The sequence below is a fragment of the Sphingobium sp. S6 genome, assembly GCF_905120495.1.
Classification (GTDB): Bacteria; Pseudomonadota; Alphaproteobacteria; order Sphingomonadales; family Sphingomonadaceae; genus Sphingobium; species Sphingobium agri.
In genome coordinates this window covers 38659-56307 of the sequence record NZ_CAJHOG010000002.1, presented here as the reverse complement: position 1 = coordinate 56307, position 17649 = coordinate 38659, and the positions used below count along the sequence as shown (strand labels likewise).

15 protein-coding genes and 1 riboswitch are annotated in these 17649 nt (G+C 63.8%); of the genes, 14 read left to right on the top strand and 1 reads right to left on the bottom strand.

Annotated elements, in window-relative coordinates; translation table 11 throughout:
* Nucleotides 1-20: 20 nt before the first annotated feature.
* The 14 genes from murB to SPHS8_RS07225 all read left to right on the top strand — a co-directional run bounded on the left by murB (nt 21) and on the right by SPHS8_RS07225 (nt 15678).
* Nucleotides 21-938 (top strand): UDP-N-acetylmuramate dehydrogenase, encoded by a 918-nt coding sequence (gene murB, locus SPHS8_RS07290; protein ID WP_201514941.1) that lies wholly within the window; start codon nt 21-23, stop codon nt 936-938.
* Between the two features lie 100 nt (nt 939-1038).
* Nucleotides 1039-1998 (top strand): D-alanine--D-alanine ligase, encoded by a 960-nt coding sequence (locus tag SPHS8_RS07285; protein ID WP_201514940.1) that lies wholly within the window; start codon nt 1039-1041, stop codon nt 1996-1998.
* Entirely contained in the window at nt 1991-2929 is a 939-nt protein-coding gene (locus SPHS8_RS07280; RefSeq protein WP_201514939.1) for a cell division protein FtsQ/DivIB, read from the top strand. The genes SPHS8_RS07285 and SPHS8_RS07280 overlap by 8 nt, the downstream gene beginning before the upstream one ends.
* A 5-nt stretch (nt 2930-2934) precedes the next feature.
* Nucleotides 2935-4221 (top strand): cell division protein FtsA, encoded by a 1287-nt coding sequence (ftsA, locus tag SPHS8_RS07275; protein ID WP_201514938.1) that lies wholly within the window; start codon nt 2935-2937, stop codon nt 4219-4221.
* A 110-nt stretch (nt 4222-4331) separates the two neighbouring features.
* Nucleotides 4332-5792: a cell division protein FtsZ gene (gene ftsZ / locus SPHS8_RS07270; protein ID WP_097091053.1), complete on the top strand. Its 1461-nt coding sequence runs from the start codon at nt 4332-4334 to the stop codon at nt 5790-5792.
* Nucleotides 5793-5911: 119 nt separating this feature from the next.
* Entirely contained in the window at nt 5912-7633 is a 1722-nt protein-coding gene (locus tag SPHS8_RS07265) for an SPOR domain-containing protein (protein WP_201514937.1), read from the top strand.
* Between the two features lie 10 nt (nt 7634-7643).
* Entirely contained in the window at nt 7644-8801 is a 1158-nt protein-coding gene (locus tag SPHS8_RS07260; RefSeq protein WP_201514936.1) for a deoxyguanosinetriphosphate triphosphohydrolase, read from the top strand.
* Nucleotides 8802-8845: 44 nt separating this feature from the next.
* A complete protein-coding gene (locus SPHS8_RS07255; protein ID WP_201514935.1) occupies nt 8846-9139 on the top strand; it encodes a hypothetical protein in 294 nt (97 codons plus the stop codon).
* 67 nt (nt 9140-9206) lie between these two features.
* A riboswitch (glycine riboswitch) is annotated at nt 9207-9306 on the top strand.
* A gap of 175 nt (nt 9307-9481) precedes the next feature.
* A complete protein-coding gene (gcvT, locus tag SPHS8_RS07250; protein ID WP_201514934.1) occupies nt 9482-10633 on the top strand; it encodes a glycine cleavage system aminomethyltransferase GcvT in 1152 nt (383 codons plus the stop codon).
* A 46-nt stretch (nt 10634-10679) separates the two neighbouring features.
* Nucleotides 10680-11051 (top strand): glycine cleavage system protein GcvH, encoded by a 372-nt coding sequence (gene gcvH / locus SPHS8_RS07245; protein ID WP_097091058.1) that lies wholly within the window; start codon nt 10680-10682, stop codon nt 11049-11051.
* A 136-nt stretch (nt 11052-11187) separates the two neighbouring features.
* Nucleotides 11188-12546 (top strand): aminomethyl-transferring glycine dehydrogenase subunit GcvPA, encoded by a 1359-nt coding sequence (gene gcvPA, locus SPHS8_RS07240; RefSeq protein WP_201514933.1) that lies wholly within the window; start codon nt 11188-11190, stop codon nt 12544-12546.
* Nucleotides 12543-14114: an aminomethyl-transferring glycine dehydrogenase subunit GcvPB gene (gene gcvPB / locus SPHS8_RS07235; protein ID WP_201514932.1), complete on the top strand. Its 1572-nt coding sequence runs from the start codon at nt 12543-12545 to the stop codon at nt 14112-14114. The genes gcvPA and gcvPB overlap by 4 nt, the downstream gene beginning before the upstream one ends.
* Nucleotides 14111-14755 (top strand): DUF938 domain-containing protein, encoded by a 645-nt coding sequence (locus SPHS8_RS07230; RefSeq protein ID WP_201514931.1) that lies wholly within the window; start codon nt 14111-14113, stop codon nt 14753-14755. Before gcvPB ends, SPHS8_RS07230 begins: the two co-directional genes overlap by 4 nt.
* Nucleotides 14756-14802: 47 nt before the next feature.
* Entirely contained in the window at nt 14803-15678 is an 876-nt protein-coding gene (locus SPHS8_RS07225; RefSeq protein WP_201514930.1) for a hypothetical protein, read from the top strand.
* On the opposite strand, the gene SPHS8_RS07220 is transcribed toward SPHS8_RS07225, so the two are convergent.
* Complete coding sequence (locus SPHS8_RS07220) at nt 15635-17608, bottom strand: ATP-binding protein (RefSeq protein ID WP_443018587.1); 1974 nt, start codon at nt 17606-17608, stop codon at nt 15635-15637. The two genes, SPHS8_RS07225 and SPHS8_RS07220, sit on opposite strands and share 44 nt — an antisense overlap.
* Nucleotides 17609-17649 lie beyond the last annotated feature (41 nt).

Sequence of the window (17649 nt, the reverse complement as noted above, 5' to 3'; positions counted from 1 at the left end):
CAGTTGGACCGATCTTCTGCATGGAAAGCGCTGGGGTGACCACCGCGCTGGCCGCCCTTCCTCCGGTTCGCGGGTCATTGAAGGCTGGCGCCCCGCTGGCTCCGCTCGTCTGGTTCAAGGCGGGCGGTGCGGCGCAATGGCTGTTCGAACCCAAGGATGCAGAAGATCTGTCGGATTTTCTGGCGCGTCTCGATCCGGCGATACCGGTGATGGCGCTCGGCCTCGGCTCCAACCTTATCGTGCGGGACGGCGGCGTTCCCGGCGTCGTCGTGCGTCTGGGCAAGCCCTTTGCGAAGGTCGAGCAAGCCGACGCCACTACGCTCCGCTGTGGGGGCGGGGCGTCGGGCATCCTGGTCTCCTCGACCGCGCGGGATGCTGGCATCGCAGGGCTGGAGTTCCTGCGCTCGATCCCGGGCACGGTCGGCGGTTTCGTGCGGATGAATGGCGGCGCTTATGGGCGCGAGACATGTGATATTCTGGTCGAATGTGACGTCATACTGCGCTCTGGTGAGCGGGTGACGCTGCCGCTTGATGCCTTGGGCTATACTTACCGTCACAGCAGCCTGCCCGAAGGCGCGGTCGTGGTCAGCGCTCTGTTCCGGGGTGTTCCCGGCGAGCCTGCCCAGATCCAGGCGGAAATGGACCGCATCGCCGCCGCGCGCGAGGAAAGCCAGCCGCTCCGCAGCAAGACCGGCGGATCGACATTCAAGAATCCCGAAGGCCATAAGGCTTGGGCGCTGGTCGATGAGGCCGGCTGCCGGGGGCTGCAACTGGGCGGCGCGCAGGTTTCGCAAAAGCATACCAATTTCCTCCTCAACCTGGGCGACGCCAGCAGCGCCGATATCGAAGCGCTGGGTGAGGAAGTCCGCCGCCGGGTGAAGGCAAAGAGCGGCATCGAACTGGAATGGGAAATCCAGCGGGTGGGAGTGAAGAAGTGATGCTCTCCACCCTTATGTCATCCCAGCAAAAGCTGGGTTCTCCCTTTCTTTACAAGACCAAAGAGATCCCAGCTTCCGCCGGGATGACGGAGATAATGGAATGACCCGTGGCCCCTGGCATGTCGCCGTTCTCATGGGAGGCTGGTCCGCCGAGCGCCCGGTATCGCTGATGAGCGGCGAGGGCGTAGCCAAGGCGTTGGAATCGCGCGGGCACAAGGTCACTCGGATCGATATGGATCGCAACGTTGCTGCCCGGCTTGCCGAAGCCAAGGCCGATGTCGTGTTCAACGCGCTCCATGGCGTTCCGGGGGAGGACGGGACGGTTCAAGGCATGATGGACCTGATGGGTCTCACTTACACCCATTCGGGTCTCGCCACCTCCGTCATCGCGATCGACAAGCAGCTGACGAAGCAGGCGCTGGTGCCTCAGGGCATTCCGATGCCCGGCGGTCATATCGTGGACAGCGCCAGCCTGTTCGAAGCCGATCCCCTGCCGCGCCCCTATGTGGTGAAGCCCGTCAATGAAGGCAGCTCCGTCGGCGTGGCCATCGTCACTCAGGATGGTAACTATGGTTCGCCCATCGGCCGTGACGTAGAAGGGCCCTGGCAGCATTTCGATCAGCTGCTTGCCGAACCCTATATTCGCGGGCGCGAACTGACGACCGCCGTTTTGGGTGACGAGGCGCTGCTGGTGACGGAGCTGCGCCCCAAGAGCGGCTTCTATGATTTCGACGCCAAATATACCGATGGCATGACAGAGCATGTCTGCCCGGCCGAAATCCCGAACGAGATCGGTGAAGCCTGCAAGGCCATCGCCCTTCGCGCGCATCAGCTTCTGGGCTGCAAGGGGGCTTCGCGGTCCGATTTCCGCTGGGACGACACGCAGGGGGTAGACGGGCTTTACCTGCTGGAGGTGAACACGCAGCCCGGCATGACACCGCTCAGCCTCGTGCCCGAGCAGGCGGCGAAACTGGGCATTGACTATGCCGAGCTGGTCGAGCGTATTGTCGAGGATGCGCTGACGCAAAAGCAGGGCGCAAAGGGGGCAGGGCATGGCTGAAGCACGCATCCGGCGCGGAGGGACGGCGCGACTGACGCGGACGACCGGACCGCGCGGCCGCACCGGCCCCGGCCGGGGAAAGCCAGGCAAGCGCCGCTCCTGGTTCGGCCGTATGCTGCACGCGCTGCCGGTCAGCGACGACACGCTTCAGCGCATGGCGAGCTGGGCGATCGTCGGTATCGTCGTCATCGCACTTGGTGGCATCGCCATGCTGATGGGCGTCCCCGCCACGGCCGGGCAGAAGGCAGCCGAAGTCGCCGCCAGCGCCGGGTTCGAGGTGCAGAAGGTCGAAGTGCGGGGCGTCGAGCGCATGGACGAGTTGCCGGTCTATAATATCGCGCTCGGCCAGGTGGACCGCTCGATGCTGTCGCTCGATCTGCCCAAGGTCCGCTACGAAATGCTGAAGCTCGGCTGGGTCAAGGACGCGCGCATTTCGCGCCGCCTGCCTGACACTTTGGTGGTCGATATCGTCGAGCGCGACCCGGTGGCGGTCTGGCAGCATGACGGGCAATTGCACCTCATCGACGTACAGGGCGTGGTGCTTCAGTCCGTATCCACCGACGCGATGCCGGACCTGCCGCTGGTCGTCGGCCCCGATGCCAATCGCCAGACTGCGGGCCTCAACAAGCTCATGGAAAATGCGCCCGCGCTGAAACCCATGCTGGCCGGTGCGACCTGGGTCGGGAACCGTCGCTGGGACTTGCGCTTTCAGTCGGGTGAAACGCTTTCGCTGCCTGAGGGAGACAGGGCCTCTGCAACCGCGCTGGTCAATTTCGCGCGCATGGATGGCGTCAATCGCCTGCTGGGGCGCGGCATCGTGAAGTTCGACATGCGCGACCCTGACCGCTTCGTGCTGCGGCTCCCGCAAAATCAGGTGAACGACAAGGCTGCGGCGAGCGCCGAGCCCCAGCCTCAGGGCGAGGAAGGCTGACGCGCATGGCTCAGCCCAAGGTCGACAAGCTCGTCACCGCGATCGACATTGGATCGTGGAAGGTTTCGGCCCTCATCGCAGGCCGGACCGAGACGGGCGAACTGGCGATATTGGGGACTGGCCAACGGGAAAGCCGTGGTGTCCGGCGCGGCTTTATCGCCGATATGGAGCGCACCGAATTGGCCGTGCGCGAAACCGTCGAGCAGGCAGAGCGGGTGGCGGGCACCAACATCGAGGATGTGTGGGTCAGCTTTTCCGGCGGCAGCCTGGTTAGTGACGTAGTGACGGTCGAGCGCGACATGGGCGGCTATCGCGTCGAACAGGCCGACATCGACGATCTGCTTGCGACAGGGCAGCAGGGGATCGACCCTGACGGGCGCGTCGTGCTGCATGCCCAGCCCACTTGCTTCACGATCAATGGCAAGGTGCCTGTCAAGAAGCCGCTTGGCATGCATGCCGACTTGCTCGGCGTGGATATCCATGTCGTGCTGGCGGATGGCGCGCCGCTTGCTAATCTCGATCTGTGCGTGCGGGGAGCCTATCTTAACGTCAATTCGATCGTCGCATCGCCGATCGCGACGGGTCTCGCCTGCCTGTCGGAGGAGGAGCGTGATCTGGGTGTTGCGCTGGTGGAACTGGGCGCGGGCGTGACCAACGTCTCCCTCTACGCGGGCGGCATGCTGGTCGGCCTGCACAGCATACCGATCGGCGCGTCCGACATCACGGACGACATCGCGTCGGCCTTCGGCATCCGTCGCAGCCAAGCCGAGCGGATCAAATGCTTTTACGGGTCGGCGATGCAAAACCGCCGGGACTTCCGCGAAATGATCGAGATCGCGCCCCCGCATGGCGATGTCGCCGTGCCGGGACAGAGCGCAGGGCCGAACGCCGATGGTGGCAAAATCACGCGCGCTGCGCTGGTCGCCGTCATCTGCGAACGGCTGAACCAGTTGATGACGGAAATCAACGCGGCGCTTGCGGGCATGGGCTTCAATACGCCTACGGGACGCCAGGTGGTGCTGACCGGCGGCGGCGCGGAGATGAAGGGCATTGCCGATTATGCGCAGGGCGCGTTGGGCCGTGCCGTCCGCATCGGCAGGCCGCGTGGCCTTGCCGCTCTGCCGGAGGCGCATAGCGGCCCCGCTTTCGCTACGCTGGCCGGACTAGCGCTTTACGGCGCATCGAACCCGGTTGATCTTAGAACGATAGCGCCTGCGCCACAGACCGTTCATCGTATCAACGCACCGCAATGGTGGCAGCGCATGGTGCGGGCGATGAAGACGAACTATTGAACAAATCTAAAGCCAGACGAAATTTGCTAGTGAAATACGCTATTTTCTGTTGCATTAACTTTCGATGACAGTTTCGCTCATGTCGCCGAAGCTGGAGGGAGCTAGAATTTATGAGCATTGAGATCAGCCCGCCGCATGTAGACGAGTTGAAGCCTCGCATCGCGGTGATCGGCGTCGGCGGCGCGGGCGGCAACGCCATCGCGAACATGATCGCCGCGTCGGTTGAGGGCGTGGATTTCATCGTCGCCAATACCGACGCGCAGGCGCTGAACGCCTCGCCTGCCGAGCGGCGCATTCAGCTCGGGCCGCAAATCACCGAAGGTCTTGGCGCTGGTTCGCGCCCCGAAATCGGCAAGGCGGCTGCTGAAGAAACGATCACCTCGGTCGAAGAGGCGCTGAATGGAGCGCATATGTGCTTCATCGCCGCTGGCATGGGCGGCGGCACCGGCACCGGCGCTGCGCCTGTCATTGCGAAGGCTGCGCGTGAACGGGGCATCCTGACCGTCGGTGTCGTGACGAAGCCTTTCACCTTCGAGGGCAATCGCCGCATGAAATCGGCCGAGAGCGGGATCGAGGAGCTGCAGAAGCATGTCGATACCCTCATCGTCATCCCGAACCAGAATCTATTCCTGATCGCGAACCCCAACACCACCTTCAAGGAAGCCTTCCAGATGGCTGACGAGGTGCTGCAGCAGGGCGTTCGCGGCATTACCGACCTCATGGTTATGCCGGGCCTCATCAACCTCGACTTCGCGGACGTCCGCTCGGTCATGGGCGAGATGGGCAAGGCGATGATGGGCACCGGCGAAGCCGAAGGCGACGGCCGCGCGCTTCAGGCGGCGGAAAAGGCGATCGCCAACCCATTGCTCGACGGCGTGTCGATGCGCGGCGCGAAGGGCGTCATCGTGTCCATCGTCGGCGGCGACGACATGCGCCTGATGGAAGTCGACGAAGCCGCGAACCATATCCGCGAGCTGGTCGATCCCGATGCGAACATCATCTGGGGTTCGGCCTTCAACGATGGCCTCAACGGCAAGATTCGCGTCTCGGTCGTAGCGACCGGCATCGACAGCGAGGCCACGGGTGCCGCTGCTCCGCTGACCCAGCCGTTCAGTTTCGCGAGCCGTCCCGCCGTCGCTGTTCCTGCTGCTGCCTCGCGGCCGGTGCCGCAGGCCGCTCCGGCTGCAGCACCTGAGCCCGAGCCGGAAACGCTGGAACTGGATGTTCCGGCGGCTCCAGCGCCTGCGCCCATTCCGGCTCCTGTCGAAGAGCGGGCGGCTGCTCCTGCTCCCAAGCCCGCTGCTGCGGCGCCTGCGCGGCCAGCCGCCGTATTTTCAGATGAAGACCCGTCGCAGGATGAACTGCTGCTCGGCGCCGAGGAAGCCGAAGCGCAGCCCGCTCCAGCCCCTGCTCCCGCACCTCAGGCTGCGCCGCGCGTCGCTTCGGGCGGGACTTTGTTCGAACGCATGGCCGGTCTTACCCGGGGTTCAGACAAGAATGCTGGCCTCAGCGATGATGCGGCATCGACGCCGGACATCCCGCGCTTCCTCAACCGCCAGAGCAACCAGTAAGACGGCGGATCGAAGCTCGATTTGATATGAAAGCGCGCCATCGGCTGCATCGGGCGGCCGGGCGCGCTTTTTACTTCTATAAATTTCCCATTCACCCATCGATCCGGTAAAGGGCTAGTGTGAAACGCTCAGCTTTATGGATCCTTGGCGGCCTGCTTGTTGCGGGAACCGCGCAGGCACAGCCCGCTCAAATCCAACCGCTCCGCCCCTCGGGCGCTGAAAATCTCAGCCGCAACCTATCCCGTCTGGCATCCAATCCGCGCGATGTTGATGCGCTGATCGGGGCGGGTGAGGCGGCGATCGACATGGATGACACCCGGGCCGCCGCAGGCTTCTTCGCGCGCGCCGATGCGATCCAGCCCAATAATGGACGAGTGAAGGCGGGGCTTGGACGAGTAGCGCTCAAGGCGCAGAATCCTGCCGAAGCGCTTCGCTTGTTCGATCAGGCAACCCGCCTTGGTTTTGGCGAGGCCACACTGCTCGGAGATCGAGGGCTTGCGCGCGACATGACCGGTGATCAGGCCGGAGCGCAGCAGGATTATCAGGCGGCGCTCAAGCGTGCTCCGGCAGATCCGGATCTTATCTACCGCTATGCCGCGTCGCTCGGTATTTCGGGCCAGGTTGATGCGGCCGAGAAGGTGCTTCAGCCGCTGCTTTACAAGAGTGACCGCGCTGCATGGCGTTATCGCGCTTTCATCCTGGCCATGAACAACAAGCAGGCCGATGCGCGAAAGATCGCCAGCCAGACTTTGCCAGCGCAGCTCGCATCTGCGCTCACGCCTTACATGGAGAAGATGCCCTATCTGACTCCCGCGCAAAAAGCCGCAGCGGTGCATTTCGGTCATTTCCCGACCACCGTCGGCACATCCTTGGCAGCTGCAACTCCCAGGGCGGCGCCCGCGCCTGCGCCGATGGCTGCACCGGCGCCAAGGCCAACTCCGGCTCCAGCCCAGGCCGTGCCGTCCACTTCCGCGCGGCCAGCGATGCCCTTACCAAGCGCGCAAACGCAACAGCCGGGCAGGCCTTCCTTCACGGCAACGCCCTCATCGCCTCAGTCCTCCGCAACAGTTGCCCGTCCCGTTCCACCCAATCCTGCGCCATCCACCCTCGCGCAGACGACGGAAACGCGCCCGGCACAGGTGCAGGGGCCGCCTGCGCCATTTTCCGCTCCTGTCGCTCGCCCGGCTGCTTCGCTGCCTGCACAGCAAAACCTGCCTAGTGCGGCGACGCCAGCGCCAACATCCGCGCCAACGCCACAGCCGCCCGCTATTGCACCAGCGCCGCGTCCGCAACCCAATCCGGAAGCGACACGAACCTTGGCCGACATCATCCACGCCATCGATGTTCCTGCGTCGGAACGCCAGGTGAGCGTGGCAGCGGTCGATCTTTCCGAAATCGAAGCGCTTCAGGCTGCGCGCCGTGCGGAGCGGCAGGCGGCAGCGGACAAGGCGAAGAAGGCGGCCGCCGCAGCCAAGGAAAAGGCTGATGCAGCGGCAAAGGCCAAGGCGAAAGCGGAAGCGGATGCCAAGGCGAAGAAAGCGGCCGAGGAAAAAGCCCGGCTTGCCGCCAATCCGGCACGCAGCTGGGTGCAGATCGGCACGGGTGCGGATCGCAGCGCCCTTGGCTTCACGCTCAAGAGCCTTCGCCGCAAATATGATGATGTGAAGCCGCAGGATGGCTGGGTTGCCAGCTGGGGCCGCACCAACCGCCTGTTGATCGGCCCATTTGCCAGCTTCACCCGCGCCAAGGCGGTGGAGGCCAAGCTGAAATCCGCCGGCGCTGACGCCTTCGCGTGGCAAAGCGACGCGGGCGAGGTGGTCGAACGGCTGGGAGGGAAGTAAGGGCGTCCTCATGACGACCCTTGCCCCTTATGCTTCGCACCCCAGCCGCAGCCGCGGCCGCCTGCATCCTGAACCTGGCGGCGAATTGCGTGGCCCGCGTGACATCTTTCAGCGGGATCGTGATCGCATCATTCACTCGATCGCCTTTCGAAGGTTGCGGCACAAGACGCAGGTGTTCGTTTCCCCGGATGGCGACCATTTCCGCGTCCGCCTGACCCACAGTCTGGAAGTCGCGCAAATCGGCCGGACAACGGCGCGCACCCTCGGCCTCAATGAGGATCTGACCGAAGCGCTGTGCCTTGCCCATGACATAGGCCATCCTCCCTTCGGTCATGCGGGTGAGGAGGCGCTGGAGGCGGCCTTGGAGGATCATGGCGGTTTCGACCACAATGCGCACACCCTCCGCACGCTCATGCTGCTGGAGTCGCCCTATCCCTGTTTCGCCGGGCTCAACCTCAGCTGGGAAATGCTGGAAGGGCTCGCCAAGCATAATGGCCCGGTCGATCGGCCCGGCTGGGCAATGCGGGAAGTGGATGGGCTATTTCCGTTGGAACTGTCCTCCCACGCCTCGCTGGAGGCGCAGTTGGCCGCGATTGCCGACGATATCGCCTATGACAATCATGACATCGACGACGGCCTGCGCGCTGGCTTGCTGACGCTCGAGCAACTGATGGAGGTCGCGGTCGTCAGGCATTGCTGGGAGAGGGTGCGTGCGCGCTATCCTGATATTCCGCAGGAACGCCTGCTGCGCGAGTTGGTGCGTGAACAGATCGGCCTCATGGCGAATGACCTCATCGCGTCCACCCGCCGGAACATCGCGGACGAACGCATCGAAACGGTCGAGGATGTGCGCAACGCCGGACGCGCGCTCGTCTGCTTCTCCCCCGAACTGGCGGCGCAGGAACGTGAACTGAAGCGCTTCATGTACGCTTCGCTCTATCATCATCCATCCCAACTGGCCGCCGCCGACCGCGCCCGCATCATCGTGCGGGATCTGTTCCGGGCTTATCAACAGGAGCCGCAACTGATGCCAGCCGAGTGGCAGGATGATCGCCTGCTCGATGAGCCGCGCCGGAGCAGGCACATCGGCGATTTCATCGCTGGCATGACTGACCGCTATGCGGAAAAGCGGCATGCGGAGATTTTCGGAGAAGTGGCGCTCGCCTGAAGAGCCGGTTGCGCTGGCCCTGAACGCGCCCTAGCCTCTGCCATATGGCCCTTCATCCGCAGATCGCCGCCCTTGCGGCACAACTCGAAGATCTCGCCGCATTTCTGCGCAGCCGGGGCGATCGCAAATGGTCGGGCAGGGTGGAGCTATGCGCTCATCTGGTGGCGGACTCCAATTTCACCGGCGTCGACCATTTCCTGCGCCTGTTCGAAGGCGATGACAGCCTGGAGCATCTCGTCCTGGGCGACCCGGCAAGTGACAATCGTCTCGACGAGCTGCGCAAGGTGACCCGCGCATTGGCGCAACGGTTGGCGCGCGAAGAAGGTGCTGCCGATTGAGCAATTGACGGCGCACGTCATTTCCCGCAATGCAACGGGGTCACCGGCGCCCGACAGATTCGGGTCCGGACATGATGCGGGAGAGCATGGGAAGCCTTTCAGGCCACCCCGTCGCCGAAGGAGCAACCGCCCCGGAATCTCTCAGGCCAAAGGACCGCATCATGGGCAGGCACTCTGGAAAGCGGACGGTTCGCGCCGTCCCACCGAAGGGGTAAGCCATCCGGCCGCGCGGCTGGTGGTCAAAGCTCTCAGGTTCCGTGACAGAGGGGGTGGCAGACGTCACGAGTCCGTCTCTGGACCCACGCGTTTGTCGCCATATCCTTGCCACGAAAGGCCGCTCTCATGTCCGGCAATGACGACATCGCCCATATCGAAGAAGAATTGCCGCTGCAGGACCTGCCGCTCGATACCTGGCATCGTGCGCGAGGCGCGCGGATGGTCGGCTTTGCGGGCTATCACATGCCGATCCAATATGAAGGCATCATGGCCGAACATGGCTGGGTCCGCGAGCATGCCGGGCTGTTCGACGTCAGCCATATGGGCCAGCTCACCTTCTCCGGTGACGGCGTGGACGAAGCGCTCGAATATCTGCTGCCGAGCGATATCAAGGGGCTGAAGCCTTTCCGCCAGCGTTATTCGATGCTGCTTGATGAAGAAGGCGGTATTCTCGACGACCTCATGGTCTCTCGCCTCGGCGCGGGCGCGTTCGACGGTGCGGACATCTACATGGTCGTCAACGGCGCGACCAAATATGACGACATTGGCTGGATGATCGAGCATCTGCCGGACGAGGTCGTCATGAACCATATGGACGAGCAGGCGCTGCTCGCCCTTCAGGGTCCTGAGGCAGGCGAGGCGCTGGCCAGCCTGATCCCCGAAACAGGCGATCTTGTTTTCATGCAGTCGGGTCTTTTCACCTGGCGCGGCGTCCCACTGTGGATCAGCCGGTCGGGCTACACGGGGGAGGACGGCTTTGAGATCAGCGTGCCCGCAGACAGCGCTGTGCTACTGGCGGACGCTCTGTGCGCTTTGCCGCAAGTGAAGCCGATCGGCCTTGGCGCGCGGGACTCCTTGCGGCTTGAGGCCGGGCTTCCGCTCTACGGCCACGACCTGACACCCGCCGTCAGCACGATCGGCGCGGATCTCGGCTTCGCCATCCAGAAGCGGCGTCGCGAGGAGGGCGGTTTCATCGGCCATGGGCGTGTGATGAAGGAACTGGCCGATGGGCCAGGTTCGAAGCGCGTGGGATTGAAGATCGAAGGTCGCCTGCCGGTTCGTGAAGGCGCGCCGATCTTTGCTGACGGGATCAGGGTGGGAGAGGTGACCTCAGGTGGTTTTGCGCCGACCGTTGGCGCGCCCATCGCCATGGGCTGGGTCAGCTTGCCCCACAGCGCGATCGATACCGCATTGGAGATCGAAGTGCGCGGCAAGCGCGTGGCGGCGACCGTAGCGCCCATGCCGTTCGTGCCACACCGCTACCGCCGCAAGGCCTGATTTCCTGATTTTATGGTCAAGCAAGCACTCCGAGGGGAGCAGTAAGATGAGCCGTTACTTCACCGACGAACATGAATGGATCGACGTAGAGGGCGAAATCGCCACGGTCGGCATCACGGACTATGCGCAGGAACAGCTGGGCGACATCGTATTCGTGGAGTTGCCTGCCGAAGGAACGACCTTCGAAAAGGGCGATGATGCGGCCGTCGTGGAATCGGTCAAAGCTGCGTCTGACGTCTATGCGCCGATTTCGGGTGAGGTCGTGGAAACCAACGGCGCGCTGGAAGACGAGCCCGCCCTGGTCAACAGCGATGCGGAAGAAGATGGCTGGTTCTTCAAGCTGCGCGTGACGGATGCGAGCGAGCTCGAAGGCCTGATGAACGAAGCCGCCTACAAGAAGTTCGTGGCTTCGCTTTAACCAATATTCCCCTCCCGCTTGCGGGAGGGGTTTGGGGGAGGGCGAGTGTTGCCGTCTCCTCAACAAACCGTCCCCCCGGCCCCTCCCGCACGCGGATGGGTAGATCAAAAGGGGGGAAGGGCGGAGTTTACGGAATATGCGCTACCTACCCCTTACCGACTCAGACCGGCAGGACATGCTGTCCGTCATCGGCGCGTCTTCGATCGATGACCTGTTCATCGACGTCCCCGCTGAAGCCCGTCTTTCCGGCAAGATCCCCGGCTTGCCGGATCATGCCAGCGAACTGTCCGTCGAACGGCATATGGCGGCGTTGGCTCGGAAGAATTTGTCGGCAGGGGAAGCGCCCTTCTTCCTCGGCGCCGGGGCCTATCGTCACCATGTTCCCGCCAGCGTGGATCATCTGATCCAGCGCGGCGAGTTCCTGACGGCCTATACCCCCTATCAGCCGGAAATCGCGCAGGGCACGTTGCAGGTGCTTTTCGAATTTCAGACGCAGGTCGCGCGCCTGCTGGGCTGTGACGTGGCCAATGCGTCCATGTATGATGGCTCCACCGCCTGCTGGGAAGCGATCGGCATGGCTCGCCGCATCACCAAGCGTGGCAAGGCGATCCTGTCATCGGGCCTTCACCCCCACTATGTCTCCGTCGCAAAGACCATGGCGAAGTTCACCGGTGATGCGCTCGTGCATGAGGCGCCGACATTGGACGCCGCGGCCCACATCGACGCGCTGATTGCCGGGATCGACAAGGATACGAGCTGCGTCGTCGTCCAATATCCAGACATTCTGGGCCGCATAGCCGATCTCACCCCACTTGCCGCCGCCGCGCATGAAGCCGGCGCGTTGCTGGTCGCGGTCGTGACTGAGCCCGTGGCCTTGGGGGCGATCAAGGCGCCGGGTCATATGGGCGCCGACATCGTCGTAGGCGAGGGTCAGTCGATCGGCGTCGGCCTGCAATTTGGCGGCCCTTATCTCGGCCTCTTCGCGTGCAAGCAGAAATATGTCCGCCAGATGCCCGGCCGCTTGTGTGGCGAAACGGTGGATGCCGCGGGCAAGCGTGGTTTCGTGCTGACCCTCTCCACCCGTGAGCAGCATATCCGGCGTGAGAAGGCGACGTCCAACATCTGCACCAATTCAGGCCTCTGCGCCCTGGCGTTCAGCATCCACATGACGTTGCTGGGTGAGAAGGGACTGCGCGAATTGGCGATGTTGAACCATGGCCTTGCCGTTCAGGCGGCCGAACGGTTGGCGCAGGTGCCTGGCGTCGAACTGCTCAACGGCAGCTTCTTCAACGAATTCACGCTGGTGCTTTCCAAGGATGCCCGCGAAACCGTGCGCAATCTCGCCGACAAGGGCGTGCTTGGCGGCGTGTCGTTGGGACGCCTGTTCCCGGATGCTCCGGAGATCGGAAACGGCCTTGTCGTCGCCGTGACGGAAACCGTGACCGCCGAAGATATCGAAGCCCTGGCCAGGGCGCTTGAGGAGGAACTGGCATGACCATGCTCAAGGAAGGCCGCCCCACCGCGCCGCAAGCCGTAACCGAAGAAGCTGGGATTGCTGCAACCGCCACCGGCAACCGCGCGTTGATGCTGGAGGAGGCGCTGATCTTCGAGATTGGCTCGACCGACACCACCGGCGTCGATTTCGCAGAAGCGCCCAAGGTGGAAAGCCGCCTCGGCAACCTTGCTCGCACTGACGGGATCGGCTTGCCCGGCCTGTCCGAGCAGGAGACGGTGCGCCATTACACCCGCCTCAGCCGCCAGAATTACGCCATCGACCTTGGCCTGTTCCCGCTTGGCAGCTGCACGATGAAGCATAACCCGCGCCTCAACGAAAAGGTCGCGCGGATGCCCGGCTTCGCTGACCTTCACCCGCTTGCGCCGCAATCGACGGTGCAGGGTGCGCTCGCGGTGATCCATGAGCTTGCCGAATGGCTGGTCAAGCTGACGGGCATGCACTCGGTTGCGATGAGCCCCAAGGCGGGCGCGCATGGCGAGCTGTGCGGCCTGCTCGCGATCCGCGCGGCACTGGAAGCAAGAGGCGACGCGCGCAGCGTCATCCTTGTGCCGGAAAGCGCCCATGGCACCAACCCCGCGACAGCGGCCTTCTGCGGCTATAAGGTCGAAGACATTCCGGCAACTCCAGACGGCCGCGTCGATCTGGAAGCCTTGAAGGCCCGGCTCGGCTCGGACGTCGCGGCGGTGATGATCACCAACCCAAACACCTGCGGCCTGTTTGAGCGTGACATGAAGACGATTTCCGACGCGGTGCATGCCGCCGGAGCCTTCGTCTATTGCGACGGCGCGAACTTCAATGCCATCGTCGGTCGGGTCCGCCCCGGCGACCTTGGCGTCGATGCCATGCACATCAACCTGCACAAAACCTTTTCGACGCCCCATGGCGGCGGTGGTCCCGGTTCCGGGCCGGTGGTGCTCAGCCAAGCGCTCACGCCTTTCGCGCCGCTGCCCTTCGTGGAGCGTCAAGGCGACAGCTTCGTGCTGGTCGAAGAAGAAACGGCGGACGAACATCATGCCAGCAGCTTCGGCCGCATGGTCGCCTTCCATGGCCAGATGGGCATGTTCACGCGCGCGCTGACCTACATCCTCAGCCATGGCGCGGACGGTCTGCGCCAAGTCGCAAGCGACGCGGTGCTGAACGCCAATTACATTCTGCGCAGCCTGGACGACGTGCTGGATGCCCCGTTCGGCCAGAGTGGCCCGTGCATGCATGAGGCGCTGTTCAGCGACAAGGGCCTGGCCGAAGGCTTCACCACGCTCGACATCGCCAAGGGGCTGATCGACGAGGGCTTCCATCCGATGACCATGTATTTCCCGCTGGTCGTCCATGGCGCGATGTTGGTCGAGCCCACCGAAACGGAAAGCAAGGCAGCGCTCGACCAGTTCATCATGGCGCTGCGCAGCCTCGCGGAACGCGCCAAGGCCGGGGACGAGGCGTTGAAGGGCGCGCCCTATTTCGCCCCTCGCCGCCGTCTCGATGAAACGCTGGCCGCCCGCAAGCCGGTCCTCAGTTGGACGGACCCGGCGCTGGCGCAGGCGGCGGAGTGAGCGTCTGGGTTCCGGGGGACGCGGGGGCGGCGAGCAACAAGCTTCACGCCCCCGCAACGCTGCGGAACCGCGACGCCATCCTTGCGGTGCTCCGTGACGCGCTGCCATCTTCCGGACTTGTGCTGGAGGTGGCGAGCGGCAGCGGTGAGCATGCCGCTTACTTCGCCGCCGCTTTGTCTCACCTCGATTGGCAGCCCAGCGATCCTGACTCTTCGGCGCTGGCATCGATCGACGCATGGCGGGCGGAGGCCAAGCTTCCCAATCTCCTCCCGCCGGTCATGCTCGATGCGACTGCTCCCTGGCCGTTCAACAGGGCCGATGCGATCCTCTGCATCAACATGACGCACATCAGCCCTTGGTCCGCGACGCTCGGCCTGATGGAAGGTGCCGGGAAAACGCTTCCCGCAGGCGGTCTCCTCTACCTTTACGGCCCCTTCATCCGGGACGAGGTGGAAACCGCACCTAGCAATCTCGCCTTTGATGCTTCGCTCAAGGCGCGCGACCCACGATGGGGCTTGCGTCGCATCGATGAGGTTTCGGCTGCCGCCGAGGCGCGAGGCTTCTCGCTGGACAAGTTGATCGAAATGCCCGCCAATAATCTGTCGCTGCTGTTCCGAAAGGTGGCGCCTGACGGCCTTTGATGGCTGACCCTTCGACAAGTTCTGCTGGACCGGATATGGGGAACGCGATGCCCAACCCGCTCCTCCGCCTTGTCACAGCCGAACTCACAGCATCCGCCGACCCGCGCGCTGCGGCGATGGCCGGGGCGCTGGCGGCGCAATATCCAGAAGCGGCGCGGGCGGTGCTGTTCTACGGCTCCTGTCTGCGGGAGCGCAATCTCGACGGGTTGATGCTCGACTTCTACCTCATCGTGTCCAGCTATCGCGCCGCTTACGGAAGAAGCTGGCTTGCCACCGCCAACCGGCTGATCCCGCCCAATGTCTTTCCGTTCGAACATAATGGCCTGATCGCCAAATATGCCATACTCTCGGAGGCTGACTTCGCGCGCCTGAACAGCCCCGCCGCCGACAATGTCTCGGTCTGGGCCCGCTTCGCGCAGCCTGCGCGGTTGCTCTGGGCCGCAGACGATCTCGCCCGCCAGCGCGCGATCAGCGCGGTCGCGGGCGCCGCCCCTACGCTCCTGTCGCTTGCTCGTCCGATGACCCAGGCGCAGGACGCGCTGTCGCTTTGGAAGGCGGGTTTCACCCTCACCTATAATGCCGAACTGCGGGCGGAGAAGAAGGGGCGTTCGGTTTCGATCGTCGATGCCGATCCCGATCGCTATCGCCGCTTCGGAGAGGCCGCCCTGGCTCAAGGCTTGCCGCCTTCACCGCCAGATCCGGCCAAGCGTTGGCGCGCTCTGCAAAGGCGCGGCAAATATCTCTCCGTCATCCGCCTCGCCAAGGCCAGCTTCACCTATGCGGGCGGAATCGATTATCTGGCGTGGAAGATCAACCGTCACGCAGGCACAAGCATCCAGATCAAGCCCTGGCAGCGGCGCTGGCCGCTTGTCGGCGCGCTTACTCTGCTGCCGCGGCTGTTCCGGGGTGGTGCGATCCGCTGAGCGCATTGGAAAGCGCCTGGGACAGGCCCATCAACGTGTAGGGCTTGCGCAGCACCTCATGCCCGCCAAAGTCCGTACCTTCGGCGATGTCACCCGCATAGCCGGTGACGAACAGCACAGGCAGGCTGGCAAATGCCGGGGGCAGGGTGCGGATCATTTCAGGACCCGTCATGTCGGGCATCAACACGTCGCTCATGATCAGGCCGATGTCACCATGGCTGGTCAACAGCTTCGCTGCCTTTGACGGGTGGTCGCAGGCAACGGGCAAATGGCCCAGTTCCGCAAGTGCGGACATGGTCTGGTTCAGGACCCGCGGATCATCTTCCACGACCAGGATGCGGGTGGGCGGATGCAATACCGGCTCACCCTCTGGCAAAGACTGTTCAGCGTCGGCGGCTTTCTCCATGCCAATCTTCCGTGGCAGGTAGATGTGAACGCTGGTCCCTTCACCTGGCTCGGATTCAATACGGATTTCGCCTTGGCTCTGCCGGACGAAGCCGAAAATCTGGCTCAGCCCCAGGCCCGTTCCCTTGCCAACCGGCTTGGTGGTGAAGAAGGGTTCGAACACACGTGCCAACACATCCGGGCTCATGCCGCAGCCATCGTCCTTGACGCTCAGCGTGACATAATCGCCCTCGGCACATTCGCCGATTTCATGGCTCGCCAGATGCGCTTGCCCGGTTCGGATCAGCAGCCGCCCGCGACCCTCCATGGCGTCACGCGCGTTGACGCACAGATTGAGCACGGCATTTTCCATCTGATGCTGATCGACGAAAATGCGCCAGCCCTTCGCCTGCCTGTCGATCGACACGATGATCTGATCGCCGATCGACCGGTCAATCAGTTCACCCATACCGCCGACCAGCATGTCGAGATCGACCGCGCTCGGCAACAACGGCTCTGATCGGGCAAAGGCGAGCAGGCGGCGGGTGAGGGCGGCGGCACGGTTCGCCCCTTCCATCGCATTGTCCAGATGGCGCGCCGCCTCCTGCGGCTTGAGGCGCAGCCTGCGCTTGGCCAGTTCCAATCCGCCGACCACCACCGCCAGCATATTGTTGAAGTCATGGGCAATGCCGCCGGTCAACTGTCCGACGGCGTCCATCTTCTGCATCTGGCGGAGATTTTCCTCTGCGGCAGCGCGCTCCGACGTTTCCTTCTTCAACTGCTCGTAAGCATCCGACAGTTCGGCCGTTCGCGCCGCCACGGCTTCTTCCAACCGGTCGGCGCGCTCCGCCTCCGATTCGGCCATGCGCCGCGCCATGCGCCGCTCGCTATAGGCAGCATTCGCGACCCACAGCGCGAAGAGCACGCAGACCAGCAGCACCAGCCCGAACAGCCGGGACGTACGATCGACAAATTGCGTCCGGTTGCCCGCCAGCTTAACGGCCAGGCTCCGCTCCTGCAGCCGGGCATTTTCCGCCTGGATCACCCGGTCAAGCAAGGCCGTGATATGCTTCAAATCTTCCGACCGGCCCGCACGGTGAAACTGCGCCAATGCCGCCATCTTCTGGTCATAAGTGGTGCGCAGCCCGATTTCGCTTAGCGTCTTGCCCCGCTGCTGAAAGGCGTCCTGCAATTCCCGCACATTGGCGCGTTGCCAACCGGATCGGCGCGTGGCGTAATTCAGCAGCTTGAGCTGACTGGATGCGGTGCGCCACTGATCCTGGAAAAGGCGGCCCACGTCTGGGTCCAGGCTGATGACATAGCGCGCCAAGGTCACCTCTGCGCGTGCCGTCTTGGCCTCGAATGCACGAGCGAGCGCGATGATCTCGAAGCTGCGGCGTTGTTCTTGCAGCGCCCGCTCATGATCGCGCGACGCGCTGCTGGCGCTGTAGAGCAGGGTTCCCAAGGACCCTATCAGCAATATCACGAGGACCAGCGGAAGGGAGCGTCGCACCGCAGCCCGCCAGCCAGACTCCTGGTCGTCCATGTAATAGCTGTCTGCCATCAACCCCTGATCTTAGACGAACA